Source organism: Marinobacter salinisoli (assembly GCF_017301335.1).
In the GTDB taxonomy this organism is placed as follows: Bacteria; Pseudomonadota; Gammaproteobacteria; order Pseudomonadales; family Oleiphilaceae; genus Marinobacter; species Marinobacter salinisoli.
The window spans coordinates 450,673-464,660 of sequence record NZ_CP071247.1 but is presented as its reverse complement, the minus strand read 5'-3'; the positions used below and the strand labels follow the sequence as shown (position 1 = coordinate 464,660).

Here is a 13,988-nt window from a genome sequence, read left to right as displayed (position 1 = left end):
AGACCGGATTGAAATCGAACGACTGGCTGCACGGATTCCGCCACTCCTCCCCCTACATCAATGCCCACCGTGGCCGAACCGTGGTGCTGACGTTGCCGGGCGATGCGATTGGTCATGGCAATTTCATCAATATCATCCACGACATCGCCCTGCTGTGCAGCCTGGGCGTTCGTCTTGTGGTGGCTTTCGGGGCGCGGCCCCAGATTCAGGCGCGTCTGGATGGCGCCGGCATGGCATCCACCTTCTCCCTTGGCCTCAGGGTCACCGAGGAGCAACATCTGCCGTTGGTTCTGGAAGCGGTTGGAGGCTTGCGGGCAGCGCTGGAAAGCCAGTTATCCATGGGGCTGGTGAATTCCCCCATGCACAACGCGCGCATCCGGGTCAGCAGTGGCAATTACGTGGTCGCCCGCCCGGTGGGTGTGCTTGATGGCACGGATTACGGATTTACCGGCAAAGTGCGTCGGGTGGATGTGGCGGGTATCGAGAGCCTTCTCGAACTGGGTCACATCGTGCTGTTGCCGCCACTGGGTTACTCGCCGACCGGCGACGCCTTCAACCTGTCGTACGAGGACGTGGGTAGCCAGGTGGCGGCTGCGTTGAAAGCTGAAAAGCTGATTGCCTTCATTGATGGTCAGGGTGTGCTGGATAACGACGGCGCCCTGATCCGGGAGCTGTCGGCCCGTCAGGCGTCGGATCGGCTGGCCCGGGACACCATGGCCAGCGAGAACGCCACGCTGCTGAGAGCCGCGTGTGATGCCTGCGTTAAGGGCGTCCGTCGGGCGCACATCATCAGCTATCGGGACGATGGCGCCCTGCTGGAAGAGCTGTTCACCCGGGACGGGTCCGGCACCCTGGTCAGCGGTGATTTATACGAGCAGATCCGCCCGGCTCGGGTGGAAGACATTGGCGGCATTGTTGAATTGATCCGGCCGCTGGAAGAACAGGGGGTGCTGATCCGGCGCTCGCGCGAGATGCTCGAAACCGAGGTCGATTGTTTCGTGGTGGCGGAGCGCGATGGCAGCATTGTGGGTTGTGCTGCGCTGTACCAGTATCCGGACGAAGAGGCCGGGGAGCTCTCGTGCTTTGCGGTCGATCCGGCCTACCGCCGCGCCGGCCGCGGCGATGAACTGCTGGCCATGGTGGAGAAGCTTGCGCGCGGACAGGCCTTGCGGAAACTGTTCGCGCTCACCACGCAAACCGAGCATTGGTTCCGTGAGCGCGGATTCGAACCCTCCACCGTGCAGGAGTTGCCGGGCCCCAAACTGGCTGCGTACAACTCCCGTCGCAAATCAAAGGTGTTCGTCAAACCGCTCGACTAGCGCCATCAAGCGTTGTTCGCGCACCGGCTTTGGCAGCGCACCCAGGTCTTCCACGGCCTGGTAGAAGGCGGGAAAATCGTGGTTGTAGTCCCTCAGCAGCTGGCGGAATCCTGGCACGTACTGGTTGTATTGCCTGAACAATGCCAGGTGGGCGTTGTTCAGGCTTTCCGGCCTGGCGCCGAGCGGGCCGGGCTGCTGCCACTGCTCTGACAGTTCAATGTAATCCGCCAGGAGTTGATCCAGCCGTCGCGCTTTCTCGGCCCGGAGCTGATCGTCGGGTTGCTGATCCGCCCGCTGGTACAGTTGGTTCAGGTGCGTGGCGGCCTGTTCCACCAGAGCGAGGGTTTGCTCTCGTTGCTGTAAACGCTCGCCGGCGCGTTCCAGCCATTCGGGCTTGCCGTTCCGCGCTACCCAGAGCGCCAGGCCCTCCAGTTCGACGGCGGTGGCAAAGCTTTCATTGAAGGCCGTGTCGCCGCCGATGTACACAACCCGGTGCGCCAGTTCGTGAAACATCAGTGCGATCATCCGGTCTTCGGGCAGGGCAGTGAATCCCGAGTGCAGCGGGTCGTCAAACCAGCCCAGCGTTGAGTAGGCGGTGACGCCTCCGATCAATGTGTCGTGCCCGGACTGCTGGAACTGCGCCTGCTCTTCCCGGGCACCGTCAAGCTCGAAGTATCCCCGGTATGACTGGCAGCCCACCACGGGATAGCACCACTGGTGTGGGTTTAACGAAAATTCCGGAACGGCCACCAGGTTAACCACCACCCAGGGGCGGCCCAATTCGACGTACTCGTCGAACGCGTTACCGACCGGCAGTGCCAGTGTGTCACGGGCGAAGTGACGAGCCGCCTGCGATAGCCTCAGCCGCTCGCGCAGATCGGGATCGGTGTCTGGACGCGCAATCAGGGCAGCCACCGAATCGCCGGACATCATCAGCGACGTGTGGCCGCCGATGGCCTGACTGTAATACCTCAGGGACGTGCATCCGGCCAAAGAGGTAAAACTTAGCAAAACTATACATAGGGCACTGAGCGATTTCATAGGTCTGAGTGCTATACTCGCGTCGTGGCAGGAAGGAACTTAAACGCTATAGTACAGGGAAGGTATCCACAGTAGCAGGTGGCGGTTGTCACCGTGTTCAGGGATGTGGGCCGGAACCGGGAAAGCTTCAGATTCCGCTGGCCAGTTGTTCATATTATCAGGAAGTTCATGGATCCAAGAGAACGTCGTGGCAGCCCTCGCAAAGCGATCAAGCTGGCTGCTCAACTCGACTTTGGCCGAGGCCAGGCGTGGCCTTGCCAAATTGCTGATTTCTGCGCCGAAGGGCTCTTTGTTCGCTATTCCGGGGATACGTCACGTCATATGGAGCGCGCGCTCACCGAGGCTGAGCAGCCCGAGGTGACGGTGCGCTTTCGCAGCCCGGACGGTCGACGTCATGAGCTGTATGTGGCCATTGTTCGTCGGATCGAAGGTGCCATGGGGGTATGCTTCACCCGTCCCAATCCGGACGCGGTGGATGCCATGTTGAAGCTGACCGGCGGTTCGAAAGATCAAGACAGGCCTTCCCTGAAAGCCCCGACCGATAACGTCCAGTTCATATTGCACCAGGCAGCCAAAGCCGTGGTCCGCTTTATTCAGCCGCTGATGGAAGCCTGCCTGCCGCAAATGGTCGAGGGACTCAGTGGCGCGGCTCAGAAAGCCCTCAACGACCAGCAAGCCAATGAACTGATGGATGCGTCCGCGCAACTGAAAGCACGGCAGCGAGTAATCTGGCACCAGATGTCCCGCAATCTGGAATCGCCGATGAAACCCATTCCCAAGGGCTTCCCCGGTTCTGAATTATCCGTTGTCGATAAAGGCGAGTTTGAAGATTGGCTCACCATTCGTGTGATGGTGACCAAGGCCGACACCCAGTACCGTGGCGATCTTCTGCAGCTGAAGTTACGACTGGACAAGCTTGGGGTGGCCAACGCGACGGGCCATTACAACCCGCTTGGTCCGTCGCTGGTGTGTGAGGCGTTTCATTCCGGGCTCAGCATGCTGAAGTTGTCCCGGGATGTGGAGAAGGTCTGTCTGAAAGTATTTGAGCAGACCGTGCTTCAGAAACTGGAGCCGCTGTACAAGGAACTGAATGACATCCTGATCCGTCAGGGCGTGCTGCCAGACCTCGATCTGAGTAAATACCTGAGCGGCAAGGAAAGTACATCGCAGGCGCCCAAAGCATCCACAGAACCCAAAGAACCCAAAGAACCCAAAGAACCCAAAGAACCCAAAGAACCCAAAGCATCGCTGAAGCCGCCGCCTATCCCGACCAAACCTGCCAAGATAGAGACAGTGAAGCCTTCCCCACCGCCTGCTGGCCAACAAATGGCGGCGACAAGCAACGCCGTTGAGGCACCGGTCAGGCAACGTCCGGAACGGGCGGTGAAACCGACCTTCAGCGGTGAATGGAGTAACCAGACGAAAGTCGCGCAGTCGGCCTTTGCGACCGTTCGAAACCTGCTCAATACCTTGTCGGCCAGTCGCGGTGCGGCTGAAAGCGAGCGTAAACCGGCCTTCGCCCCGGATGCCCGTCCGCTGTCCACCGGCGAATTGTTCCGTGAACTTCAGGGCCTGCAGGTTGAGGCTGTCCAGCCGCAGGAAGCGTCCGTCACCCTGAAGGATCGGGTGGTCGAGCGCGTTCGCGCCGGCGGCGCCGCGAAGCTGGACGACGAGCAGCAGGAAACGCTGGATGTGGTGGACCGGTTTTTCCGGTCGGTGGTTGAAAGCCCCAAGCTCAGTGACGAAGCGCGGGAGCGGGTACGCCAGCTGGAAGTGCCGGTGCTCAAGGTCGTAATGCGCGATCCCGCGTTCTTTGATGATCAGAATAGCCCTGTGCGTGGTGTGATGGACCGGCTGGCCCAGCTCGGTGTGAAGGGTGGGCGGAGTAATCCGGTACTGCAGCGCAAGGTGGATGAGCTGGTGCACCGCATCACCACCGAGTTCGAGCAGGACATCGGGGTGTTCGAGCAAACCGTGCACGAGCTGGACAGCCTGATTGATCGGCAGAATCTGGTTTACCGACGGAATGTCGAGCGGGTGACCGCCGCCGCCGAGGGCGCGCAAAAAGTGTCCGAGTCCAAGGCGGCGGTTGCCGAAATACTGAACGAGCGGCTGGCAGGGCGACGGGTGCCTCGCGCCGTGATGACGCTGATCGAAGGCGGCTGGCGGGATCTGCTCTCGTTGACCTGGATTCGTCAGGGCCCTGACAGCCAGTTGTGGCTGGACTACCTGGCGGTGGTCGATTCATTGCTGGGCTTCGCCGACGATCCGGCCAATGCGCCGAATATGCCGGAACTGCTGCGCGTCATTCAGGATGGCCTGGCGTCGATTTCCAGTAATCAGTTGCCCGCCTCCCAGATCCGGGAAGACCTGAAAAAATTCCTCGTCCGCGGGTCGGGTGAGACCCCCGATATGGTCGATGTGCCCGCCGCCGGGGCGAGTGCGGAGAGCGCCAGCAACGCCACCGCCGGCGATGATCGCGCAGCGCTGCAGCGTTGGGTGCAGCGCGTCCAGCATCTGAAAGTGGGGGATTGGCTACGGGACCAGGAAAAGCCGGAGACACCCCAGTACATTCGTTTGGTGTGGATTGCCCGCGGCGGCAGCCGCTACGTGTTCGTTAACCATCAGGGCATGCGGGTGGTGGATCTGGACCTGGATGCCCTTGCTCGTCGTATGCAGGAAGGTTCCATTGTCGAGGACACCCAGTACGAAAGGCCGCTGGTGGACGAGAGCATCGACCGAATGGTGCGCAAGGTCTACGATCAGCTGTCCTATGCCGCGACCCACGACGAGGTAACCGGGCTGCTCGGGCGTCGCGAATTTGAGCGCGCGGTGAATCAGCACCTGATTAACCGGGAACATCCGAAATCCCTGCTGCGAATCGACCTGCGTCACTTCCGGTTGCTTAACGAGACGGCGGGCCAGCAAGCGGGCGATGCGGTACTGAAAGAGTTTGCCGAAGTGTTCAGCAAACAGGCGGGCACCGATACACCGCTGGCGCGTCTTGCCGGCAACGAGTTTGGCATGCTGGTGCCCTCTGCGCAGGCGGAATCCCTGGCCGGCGAACTGGTGCAGGCGGTGGAAAGTGCGGAATTCGAATTCGACGGGCGTGCCTACCATTTGTCGGCCAATATCGGCGTGGTGCCCGAAGCGCCCTCGATGGTCAGTGCCGAACGCTGGATGCGGGCCTGCGAGCATGCGCTGTCGGAGGCCAAGAAACAGGGTGGTGGCAAGGTCAACGTGATGCCCGTTGATGCCGGCGACGAGGCGCGTAAAGCACAGATTGCCGCGCGTGTTGCCAGCCTCGGGAATCTGGATGAGGAGCGGATGCTGCTGCGGTGCCAGAAAATCATTCCGCTGCATGCCAAGGTCACCATGTCGCCCCAGTACGAAATCCTCATCAGCATGTACGATGACATCGGAAACCTGATTTCCGGCCGGGATTTTGTTCGTATGGCAGAGCGTTATGACCAGATGCAGGCGGTCGACCGGTGGGTGGTTGGCCACATGATGGACTGGGTGCAGGAGACCGCGCCTGACCCCCGTCATCTGGGCGGCATCTGCATCAATCTGTCCGGCTACTCGCTCAATGACAAGTCCTTGCTCGAGTTCATCTATGAAAAACTCAGCCACAAGGACGCACCCATTGAACGGCTGTGGTTCGAGCTGACTGAGGCGTCGGCGATTCGTGATATCGACTCGGTTGCGGAGTTCATGCGTGAGATTAAGGAGCTGGGCTGCCGGTTCTGCCTGGGCAACTTCGGCAGTGGGCCGGTGTCTTTCCAGTTCCTGCGTTCATTGCCGGTGGACATGATCAAGATCGATGGCACCTTTACCAATCAGCTCAATGTCAGCGAGACTGATCGGGCGATGGTGAAATCCATGGTGGATATGGCCCACTACATGGGGCGTGAAGTGATTGCCGCCCAGGTTGAATCCCGGGAGGTGCTTGATATCCTGACCCAGCTGGGCGTTGACTACGCTCAGGGCTTCGCCATCGAAAAGCCAAGGCTACTGGAAAGCCTGACCTGACACTCGGACCAAGGAATCATGTCCAAACGCCACCCTATTATCGCCGTGACCGGCTCATCCGGAGCCGGCACCACGACCACCGGTCAGATATTCAGCCGTATATTTGCCGCCGAAGGTCTGCAGGCGGCCATGGTCACGGGCGACAGTTTTCACCGCTATAACCGGGAACAGATGGCGCGTCTGGCGGCCAAGGGCCAGTTTGGCGAACGCAACCACTTTGCACTGGCCGCCAATCACATCGACAAGCTCGAGGCCCTGTTTTACGACTACGCCCACACCGGCAACGGTCGTTACCGCCAGTACGTGCACGACGAGGACCGGGATCTGGTGGAACAGGGGCACAAGCCCGGCAGCTTCACCTCCTGGGGGCCTTTGCCACCGGACACCGACCTGCTGTTCTACGAGGGCCTGCACGGGGGCGTTGTCACTGACAACTACAACATAGCCCAGTACGTTGACCTGCTGATTGGCGTGGTGCCCATCGTTAACCTGGAATGGATTCAGAAGATCCACAGGGACACCCACAAGCGGGGCTACAGCCAGGACGCGGTGGTGGAAACCATCATCAACCGGATGGACGATTACGTACACGACATCGTGCCCCAGTTCTCCCACAGCCACATTAACTTTCAGCGCATACCCCTGGTGGATACCTCCAACCCCTTTGTGGTTCGTGATGTGCCGACCGAAGATGAGAGTCTGCTGGTGATCCACTTCCGAGATCCTTCGGAAGTGGATTTTCCCTACCTGCTGCAGCTGATTCCGAACAGCTCCCTGTCACGCCACGATACCATTGTCATTCCGGGCACCAAGATGCCGCTGGCGATGGACCTGATGGTCCGGCCCATGGTCCAGCGGCTCATTGCAGGAAAGCCCTTTGCCTAGAGTGGATGTTTCAACGTGGGTTGGAAAATGGCGCTGCCCGGTTTCAGGGCGCTGACCGGGTTGGTGTTGTTGGGGCTGAGCGCGGGGACGCGTGCAGAAACGCCTCTGGTTTTGGGTTTTTATGATTTCCCGCCTTACTCGTTTGCAAGCGGGTACCCGATTGCGGCTGGAAGCATGGCTGACTGTAGCTGGCCGGCACATCAGGGCTTTGGCATTGATGCTGATTTTCTGTCCGAAGTGGTGAAGCATGCAGGGATGCAGCCGAAGCTGGCGTTCTATACATCCGCCCGGCTGCAGCGGGAGCTCCAGAACGGTCGTGTTGATGCCACGGCGGGCCTGTTTCACGCCAGCGACAATGGCCGCCCCAGGTACCGGTATGTTCTTTACGATCTGGGCGGAGAAACCCGCTTTTACATGGCTGCGGACCAGGCCGACCGGCTGACCCGGCTCGATCAGTTGGCTGAGCTTAAATTTGCCATGGTCGCTCGACAACGAGGATTTCGAGAAGCTGGAGTACAGCGCCCGCCGATTGCTAGAGCAGGGAGCATTTGACTGTATTCGGCTTAAATACGGGGTGACCAGCAACGACTGAGTCACCCCTATGCCGGCAGACCCGGTTCAGGCCGTCAGACGGCCGTCGCGGAAATCCTGCAGCGCCTGTTCGATTTCCTCTCGGGTGTTCATCACAAAGGGGCCGTACTGCACGATGGGTTCGCCAATGGGGCGTCCCGCGATCAGCAGCAGCCTGGCGGGCGTTTCGCCAGCCCGAAGCCGAACTTCATCACCATCGCTCAGCACGCTGGCGGCGGACGCCTGCAGTGCCTGGCTGCCGTTGTCCGTTTCAACCGAGGCGTCTCCCTCGTACAGGTAAACCATGACATTGTGGCCGGCGCTGACCGGAATCCGGATATCACCGCCGGCGGCAAACTGGATGTCCGCGTACACTGGCTGCGTGGTGCCGCCGGCCACCGCGCCTTCCAGAGTCTCGTTGCCGAGGGTCAGTGAACCTGCAATCAGTTTCACTGTCGCGCCCTGGTGCGTCACTTTGGGAATGTCCTCCGGCTGGATGTCGCGATAGCCCGCCGGTTGCATTTTTTCCGCCGCCGGCAGGTTTAGCCAGAGCTGGAAGCCCCGCATCAGGCCGGATTCCTGCTGCGGCATTTCCGAGTGCACAATGCCTCGGCCTGCGGTCATCCACTGCACGCCGCCATTGCGCAGGTTGCCCCGGTTGCCCATGTGGTCTTCGTGGAGCATGTGCCCCTCGATCATGTAGGTCACGGTTTCAAAACCCCGATGCGGGTGCGCGGGGAAGCCGGCGATGTAATCCTGGGGCTGGTCCGAGCCAAATTCATCCAGCATCAGGTAGGGGTCCAGTCTTACGCTGGAATGCTGTCCCAGCGACCGCTTGATGCGGACGCCGGCGCCATCGGAGGTTTCCAGGGCAGGGATTACCCGGTCTACGGTACGAAGCGTCATGCGAATTCCTCCACCATCATCGGTTATCAGGCGGTGACCGCCTGAATACGCTCGCGAGCCTGCTCAAGCGCGGTGTGCTTCTGTTCGTCGCCCATGTTCAGCCCCTCAGCATAGACAAAGTGAAGCTCTTTCAGCCCCAGAAAGTTCAGGAACGAGCGCAGATAGGGCGTCTGGCTGTCGTTGGGCGTGTTGGCGTAGATCCCACCGCGTGCTGCGAGTACGTAGACCGGCCGGTCTTCCAGCAGGCCTTCTGGGCCGTTTTCGGTATAGCGGAAGGTGACACCGGCCCGGGCGATGTGGTCAAAGTAGGCTTTCAGAACCGAGGGGATGCCGAAGTTGTACATGGGCACGCCCAGCACGACAATGTTGGCCCGCTTGAGTTCTTCGATCAGTTCGTTTGAGTGAGCCAGCGCATGCTGCTGCTCGCTGCTCAACTCGCCCTCGGGTGCCAGGAAGGACTGAAAGCGCTCGGCATCCAGGTGCGGAACCGGCTCCTGGGCCAGGTCCCGGACCCGGATGACGGCGTCGGGATGACTGGCCTTGAGGCTGTCGAGGGTCTGCGATACCAGTTGCGAGGACTGCCCCTGGCTGCCGAACATGCTGGCTGTAATAACGAGAATCTGCTTGCTCATAAAGGTACTCCCAAATCGAGGATGACAGGGTATGAGCGTATTTAAACGGGTATGAGGAAGGGTATAAAACGGAGAAAACTGGCAGGAAAGTTCAAATTAATTGATGAATAGGGGCGGGCGCGTTGGCCCGCCCCGGGCTTGGTCAGCCCAGATTCCGCGAGTAGAAGATTTCCAGCATTTCTGTGTGCAGGCGCTCCTCAATGGAACGGGCCTCGTCCGGGTCCAGATCGCTGGGTTTGACCCCGAACAGGTAGTTCTCCAGATTGAAGTCTTTCAGCATCATCTTGGTGTGGAAAAGGTTCTCCTGGTACACGTTGACGTCGATCATTTGATACGCGTTGCGGGTATCCTCGGCGAGGTAGTTCTGGATCGAGTTGATGTCGTGGTCGATGTAGTGCTTGGTGCCATCCACATCCCGGGTAAAGCCGCGCACCCGGTAATCCACGGTGACGACATCCGAATCGAAGCTGTGAATCAGGTAGTTGAGCACCTTGAGCGGCGAAATCAGGCCGCAGGTGGATACGTCGATATCGGCGCGGAAGGTACTGACACCATCATGCGGGTGACTTTCCGGGTAGGTGTGCACGGTCACATGGCTTTTATCGAGGTGCGCCACGATGGTGTCCGGCATGGGGCCAGGCGATTCCTCGTTATCATGGTCTTCCGGGTTGGTCAGTTCATGCTCGGCGATCAGCATGGTCACCGAGGCCCCGTGCGGGTCGTAGTCCTGACGGGCGACGTTCAGGATGTTGGCGCCAATGATCTTCACGACATCACTCAGGATCTGGGTAAGACGCTCGGCGTTGTACATCTCGTCAATGTATTCGATGTAGGCCTTGCGCTGTTCCTCGGTCTGGGCGTAGCAGATATCGTAAATGTTAAAGCTCAGGGATTTGGTCAGGTTGTTGAACCCGTGTAACTGAAGCTTGTTTTCCATGTTCAGTCCCCTCCATGCGAAGGTGTGAATGACAACAGCAAGCTCGCCTGAGCTCTGCCGGATCGCCTCCGATCGATGATCGGCTGTCTATCTTTTGTACAGGGTGGCTAAGAGGCTGCGTATTATGCACACAGCCATGGGGCGTGAATAGAGTTCAGGGCCGACATTTTTGATGGATTTTGCCGGAGCGATTGCCGCAGTGACGAAACCTCGGTCGCTCCGCCAGATCCAACGGGCCGGCGCTTTATTCCGCAGCGCGGATTTCGTAGCTGTGGGTGATTTCGACGCCGGCCTTTTCCATCAGGATGGAGGCAGAGCAGTACTTCTCGGCTGACAGGCTAACCGCCCGCTTTACCAGGTTCTCTTTCAGGTTTCGGCCGGTCACCACAAAATGCAGATGAATCTTGGTGAAGATTGCGGGCACGGCATCCACGCGTTCGGCTTCCAGTTCCGTATGGCAGGCTGTGACGTCCTGGCGGCTCTTTTCCAGGATGGTGACCACGTCGTAGGAGGAGCAGCCACCGACGCCCATGAGCAGCATTTCCATTGGCCGGGGCCCCAGATTCTGGCCGCCGTCGTTGGGTGGGCCATCCATCTGAACGCTGTGTCCGGTGCCGCTGGTGGCTTTGAAACTGACGTTACCGGTCCAGTCAACGGTCGCTTTCATCAACAATTCTCCATGCTCGGAATGTGAGGCACCGGCGCAACGCCAGTATTGCCAAGGTTTTGCGGGATGCTAGCATAACCGGCCGGAACGAACAGCCGTCCGGTGTCGCGAGGTCACATTTTGTAGCCGCTTTGCAGTTGCTCAGCTGGGGGCTTCTTGCTATAAGTGGGCCTGTTTTTGAACAAAATGTAATGAACCCGCACGGAAGGCGGGATTAACAATAACCATTGGGAAGCGCCCGTATTTAGGAGGCACCGCTCGTATTATGGCCACTATCATCAAGCCGGTTGAGCAGAAAACCAAACATCTCGACTACTTCCTCTCTCAGTGTCACCGCCGCCGTTACCCGGCCAAGAGCACCATTATCTATGCGGGCGACAAGAGCGATTCGCTGTTTTACATCGTTAAGGGGTCGGTGACCGTCATCATCGAGGATGACGACGGCCGGGAAATGATCATGGCCTACCTCAATGCCGGCGACTTTTTCGGTGAGATGGGACTGTTCGACAACATGGACTCCCGCAGCGCCTGGGTTAAGGCCAAGACCGAGTGTGAGGTGGCTGAGATTTCCTACACCAAGTTCCGGGAAATCGCCCAGCAGGATCCGCGCGTGCTGTACTTTATCGGCGAGCAGATGGCTTCCCGGCTGCGTCAGACCACTCGCAAAGTCGGTGACCTGGCGTTCCTGGACGTGACTGGCCGGGTCGCCCGTACCTTGCTGGACCTGTGCAAGGAGCCGGATGCGATGACCCATCCGGATGGCATGCAGATCAAGATTACCCGTCAGGAAATCGGCCGTATTGTGGGCTGTTCCCGGGAAATGGTCGGCCGGGTTCTGAAAACCCTGGAAGATCAGGGCCTGGTGCGGGTGAAAGGCAAGACCATGGTGGTCTTCGGCACCCGATAACGCTTTATCCTGAATGGCGCATGGCTGGCTTCCTGCCGGGAGCCGGCCGCCATCGCTCCTTTTCCCTTCTCTGTTTGCATCGGTTATCCCAGTCTGCCACTGCTCTCAGTCGACGATCGCAACGGATTTAATCTGTATCCACACCGCTTGGCCGGGCTCCGGCTTTTTTCCCTTGGGACGCATGCTCCGGCCCCGGCTGTTCCGGCTGAATATGGGATTGGCACAGCGATAAGATGTAATCGCGCACTTGGTCGACATTGGTTTCATTCAGCATCTCGTGTCGGCCACCTTCGAACAGCCGGAGCGTCACTCGTTTAACTCCGGCATCGCGTATGGCCCGGAAATGCCGGGTGACGCCTGTGCCCATCTCGGCCACCGGGTCCTCGGTGCCGGCAAACAGGTGAACGGGCAGATCCTTGGGCCATTGTCCGGGGTTGATGCTCAGAATGCCGCGCACGAAATCCTGCCACAGGCCGGTCGTGCACTGGAATCCGCACAGCGGGTCGGCCAGGTAGGCGTCGACCTGGGCCGGATCGCGGCTGAGCCAGTCGCTGTCGGTTCGAGCCGGCTCGAAGGCCTTGTTGAACCGTCCAAAGGACAGATTGGTCAGTGTCGGACTGCGGTGACGGCGGCCGTAGACTTTCAGCAGCCCGCCGATCAACAGTTGGTAGGCCAGCAGCTGCGGTTTGTTGATCCGGTTGGTGGCGCTCAGGATCAGGGCATCGGCGGCCTTCTTGTGTTGCTGGATGCAGCTCTGCGCAATAAACGAACCCATGCTGTGCCCTAACAGGAGCACCGGAACGCCCGGGAACCGGGCCCGGGCATGGCCCAGCACCCGGTACAGGTCGTCCGTTACCTTGTGCCACCCTTGCTGGTCACTGTAATGGCCGAGGTCGTCCTTTGCGGACGCCGGGCCATGGCCGCGGTGGTTGAAGGTTATGGTCGCGATATCGTGTTCGCCGAGCCAGCGTGCGAACCCGGCGTAGCGTCCGTCATGCTCCGCCATGCCATGGGATATGACCAGAACGGCTCGGGGCTGATCCGGCTCGAAGAGCGTGCCGTGAATCAGGTGATCATCGTCACTGGTCAGTGTTAAGGGGTGTTCTTGCATGGGTTGTCCCTAGGTCTGCAGGAGCCGGGCGTTTCCATTCCGGCGGTTTCCATAGGTGTTTGATCCTGAACCATAATCTTCCGGGCTGGGCCATGTCGCGGAACAGGTCCACGTATTCGTGGGTCCACAGAACAAACAGGTTGTTGGACGGCGGAGGGGTGGTGACGCCATAGTGCGGCGGGTTTCGCTCGTCTTCCGGAGTAAAGGTGCCGAACAGACGGTCCCAGACAATCAGCACCCCACCGAAGTTTTGATCAATGTAGCCCCGGTTGCGACCATGATGGACCCGATGGTGGCTCGGGGTATTGAATATCAGCTCGACCCAGTCTGGCAGACGCCTGACCAGCGTGGTGTGAATGAAGAACTGATAGACCAGGGACAGGGCGTAGGCGACCCCGATCCAGACCGGGTTGAAACCCAGCAGTGCCAGAGGCAGGTAGAACAGCCAGTTACCGTTGAAAATATTCGTGGCGTTCTGGCGCATGGCCGTGGAAAAGTTCATGCGCTCGGACGAGTGGTGCACGATGTGGGCAGCCCAGAACCAGCGCACCCGGTGGCTGGTCCGATGCATCCAGTAGAAGCAGAATTCAACGCCAATGAACGTCAGAATGGCGGTCAGTGCATTCAGTTCGAGGTCGAACAGCCGGTAGTGGTAGCACAGGGCATAGACCGGAAACGCAATAATACCGGCGAACAGCAGTTCGGTGGTCTGGTACCCGGCGCCCAGAGCGAAGTTCCGGATGGCTTCGCGGCCATCCATCAGTTTCGGGTCGTGCTTGATCCGCAGGTATTCCCATACCGCCACCGCAATAAACGCCGGCGTGGCGACGACAAAAATTAACTGCCGTGCATCCAGTGCAAGCCACGGGGCAACCATTTCCCACAGGCCTATCAGTCCGCTGTCGTGTAAGACAGCCAGCAGCATGTCGGTGAGGGCCATTGCAGTGCGCCTTTGTTGTTTTGTTATGCGCTTTTATTCTG

Annotated in this window: 12 protein-coding genes; 5 read left to right on the top strand and 7 right to left on the bottom strand. The window is 59.5% G+C overall.

What is annotated here, in order from left to right; translation table 11 throughout:
• Nucleotides 1-8 precede the first annotated feature (8 nt).
• A complete protein-coding gene (gene argA / locus LPB19_RS02155; RefSeq protein ID WP_206644460.1) occupies nucleotides 9-1,319 on the top strand; it encodes an amino-acid N-acetyltransferase in 1,311 nt (436 codons plus the stop codon).
• On the opposite strand, the gene LPB19_RS02150 is transcribed toward argA, so the two are convergent.
• Entirely contained in the window at nucleotides 1,290-2,312 is a 1,023-nt protein-coding gene (locus LPB19_RS02150; protein ID WP_323127900.1) for an aminopeptidase, read from the bottom strand. The two genes, argA and LPB19_RS02150, sit on opposite strands and share 30 nt — an antisense overlap.
• Nucleotides 2,313-2,528: 216 nt before the next feature.
• Between LPB19_RS02150 and LPB19_RS02145 the strand changes: the two genes are divergently transcribed.
• The 3 genes from LPB19_RS02145 to LPB19_RS02135 all read left to right on the top strand — a co-directional run bounded on the left by LPB19_RS02145 (nucleotide 2,529) and on the right by LPB19_RS02135 (nucleotide 7,829).
• Nucleotides 2,529-6,392, top strand: coding sequence for a DUF1631 family protein (locus LPB19_RS02145; protein ID WP_206644458.1), 3,864 nt, complete (start codon nucleotides 2,529-2,531; stop codon nucleotides 6,390-6,392).
• A gap of 18 nt (nucleotides 6,393-6,410) precedes the next feature.
• Entirely contained in the window at nucleotides 6,411-7,277 is an 867-nt protein-coding gene (locus tag LPB19_RS02140; RefSeq protein WP_206644457.1) for a phosphoribulokinase, read from the top strand.
• Between the two features lie 174 nt (nucleotides 7,278-7,451).
• On the top strand, nucleotides 7,452-7,829 hold the full coding sequence (locus LPB19_RS02135; RefSeq protein WP_206644456.1) for a hypothetical protein: 378 nt from the start codon (nucleotides 7,452-7,454) through the stop codon (nucleotides 7,827-7,829).
• Between the two features lie 66 nt (nucleotides 7,830-7,895).
• Here LPB19_RS02135 and LPB19_RS02130 read toward each other — a convergent pair whose 3' ends face one another.
• The 4 genes from LPB19_RS02130 to LPB19_RS02115 form a co-directional block, all read right to left on the bottom strand.
• Nucleotides 7,896-8,753, bottom strand: coding sequence for a pirin family protein (locus LPB19_RS02130; protein WP_206644455.1), 858 nt, complete (start codon nucleotides 8,751-8,753; stop codon nucleotides 7,896-7,898).
• A gap of 26 nt (nucleotides 8,754-8,779) precedes the next feature.
• Nucleotides 8,780-9,385: an FMN-dependent NADH-azoreductase gene (locus LPB19_RS02125; RefSeq protein ID WP_206644454.1), complete on the bottom strand. Its 606-nt coding sequence runs from the start codon at nucleotides 9,383-9,385 to the stop codon at nucleotides 8,780-8,782.
• Nucleotides 9,386-9,527: 142 nt separating this feature from the next.
• Entirely contained in the window at nucleotides 9,528-10,322 is a 795-nt protein-coding gene (gene speD, locus LPB19_RS02120) for an adenosylmethionine decarboxylase (RefSeq protein ID WP_206644453.1), read from the bottom strand.
• Between the two features lie 244 nt (nucleotides 10,323-10,566).
• On the bottom strand, nucleotides 10,567-10,989 hold the full coding sequence (locus tag LPB19_RS02115; RefSeq protein WP_206644452.1) for an OsmC family protein: 423 nt from the start codon (nucleotides 10,987-10,989) through the stop codon (nucleotides 10,567-10,569).
• Between the two features lie 265 nt (nucleotides 10,990-11,254).
• Here LPB19_RS02115 and crp point away from each other — a divergent pair, with 265 nt between their 5' ends.
• On the top strand, nucleotides 11,255-11,896 hold the full coding sequence (crp, locus tag LPB19_RS02110) for a cAMP-activated global transcriptional regulator CRP (protein ID WP_206644451.1): 642 nt from the start codon (nucleotides 11,255-11,257) through the stop codon (nucleotides 11,894-11,896).
• Nucleotides 11,897-12,023: 127 nt separating this feature from the next.
• Here crp and LPB19_RS02105 read toward each other — a convergent pair whose 3' ends face one another.
• Complete coding sequence (locus LPB19_RS02105) at nucleotides 12,024-13,007, bottom strand: alpha/beta hydrolase (protein ID WP_206644450.1); 984 nt, start codon at nucleotides 13,005-13,007, stop codon at nucleotides 12,024-12,026.
• Complete coding sequence (locus LPB19_RS02100) at nucleotides 12,976-13,947, bottom strand: sterol desaturase family protein (protein WP_206644449.1); 972 nt, start codon at nucleotides 13,945-13,947, stop codon at nucleotides 12,976-12,978. The genes LPB19_RS02105 and LPB19_RS02100 overlap by 32 nt, the downstream gene beginning before the upstream one ends.
• Between the last annotated feature and the right edge of the window lie 41 nt (nucleotides 13,948-13,988).

What these genes read in the sequence shown, in the direction of transcription:
- LPB19_RS02145 (WP_206644458.1), top strand. Translation starts at nt 2,529, where the DNA reads ATGGATCCAAGAGAACGTCGTGGCAGCCCTCGCAAAGCGATCAAGCTG.
- LPB19_RS02140 (WP_206644457.1), top strand. Translation starts at nt 6,411, where the DNA reads ATGTCCAAACGCCACCCTATTATCGCCGTGACCGGCTCATCCGGAGCC.
- LPB19_RS02135 (WP_206644456.1), top strand. Translation starts at nt 7,452, where the DNA reads ATGGCTGACTGTAGCTGGCCGGCACATCAGGGCTTTGGCATTGATGCT.
- LPB19_RS02130 (WP_206644455.1), bottom strand. Translation starts at nt 8,753, where the DNA reads ATGACGCTTCGTACCGTAGACCGGGTAATCCCTGCCCTGGAAACCTCC.
- LPB19_RS02125 (WP_206644454.1), bottom strand. Translation starts at nt 9,385, where the DNA reads ATGAGCAAGCAGATTCTCGTTATTACAGCCAGCATGTTCGGCAGCCAG.
- speD (WP_206644453.1), bottom strand. Translation starts at nt 10,322, where the DNA reads ATGGAAAACAAGCTTCAGTTACACGGGTTCAACAACCTGACCAAATCC.
- LPB19_RS02115 (WP_206644452.1), bottom strand. Translation starts at nt 10,989, where the DNA reads ATGAAAGCGACCGTTGACTGGACCGGTAACGTCAGTTTCAAAGCCACC.
- crp (WP_206644451.1), top strand. Translation starts at nt 11,255, where the DNA reads ATGGCCACTATCATCAAGCCGGTTGAGCAGAAAACCAAACATCTCGAC.
- LPB19_RS02105 (WP_206644450.1), bottom strand. Translation starts at nt 13,007, where the DNA reads ATGCAAGAACACCCCTTAACACTGACCAGTGACGATGATCACCTGATT.
- LPB19_RS02100 (WP_206644449.1), bottom strand. Translation starts at nt 13,947, where the DNA reads ATGGCCCTCACCGACATGCTGCTGGCTGTCTTACACGACAGCGGACTG.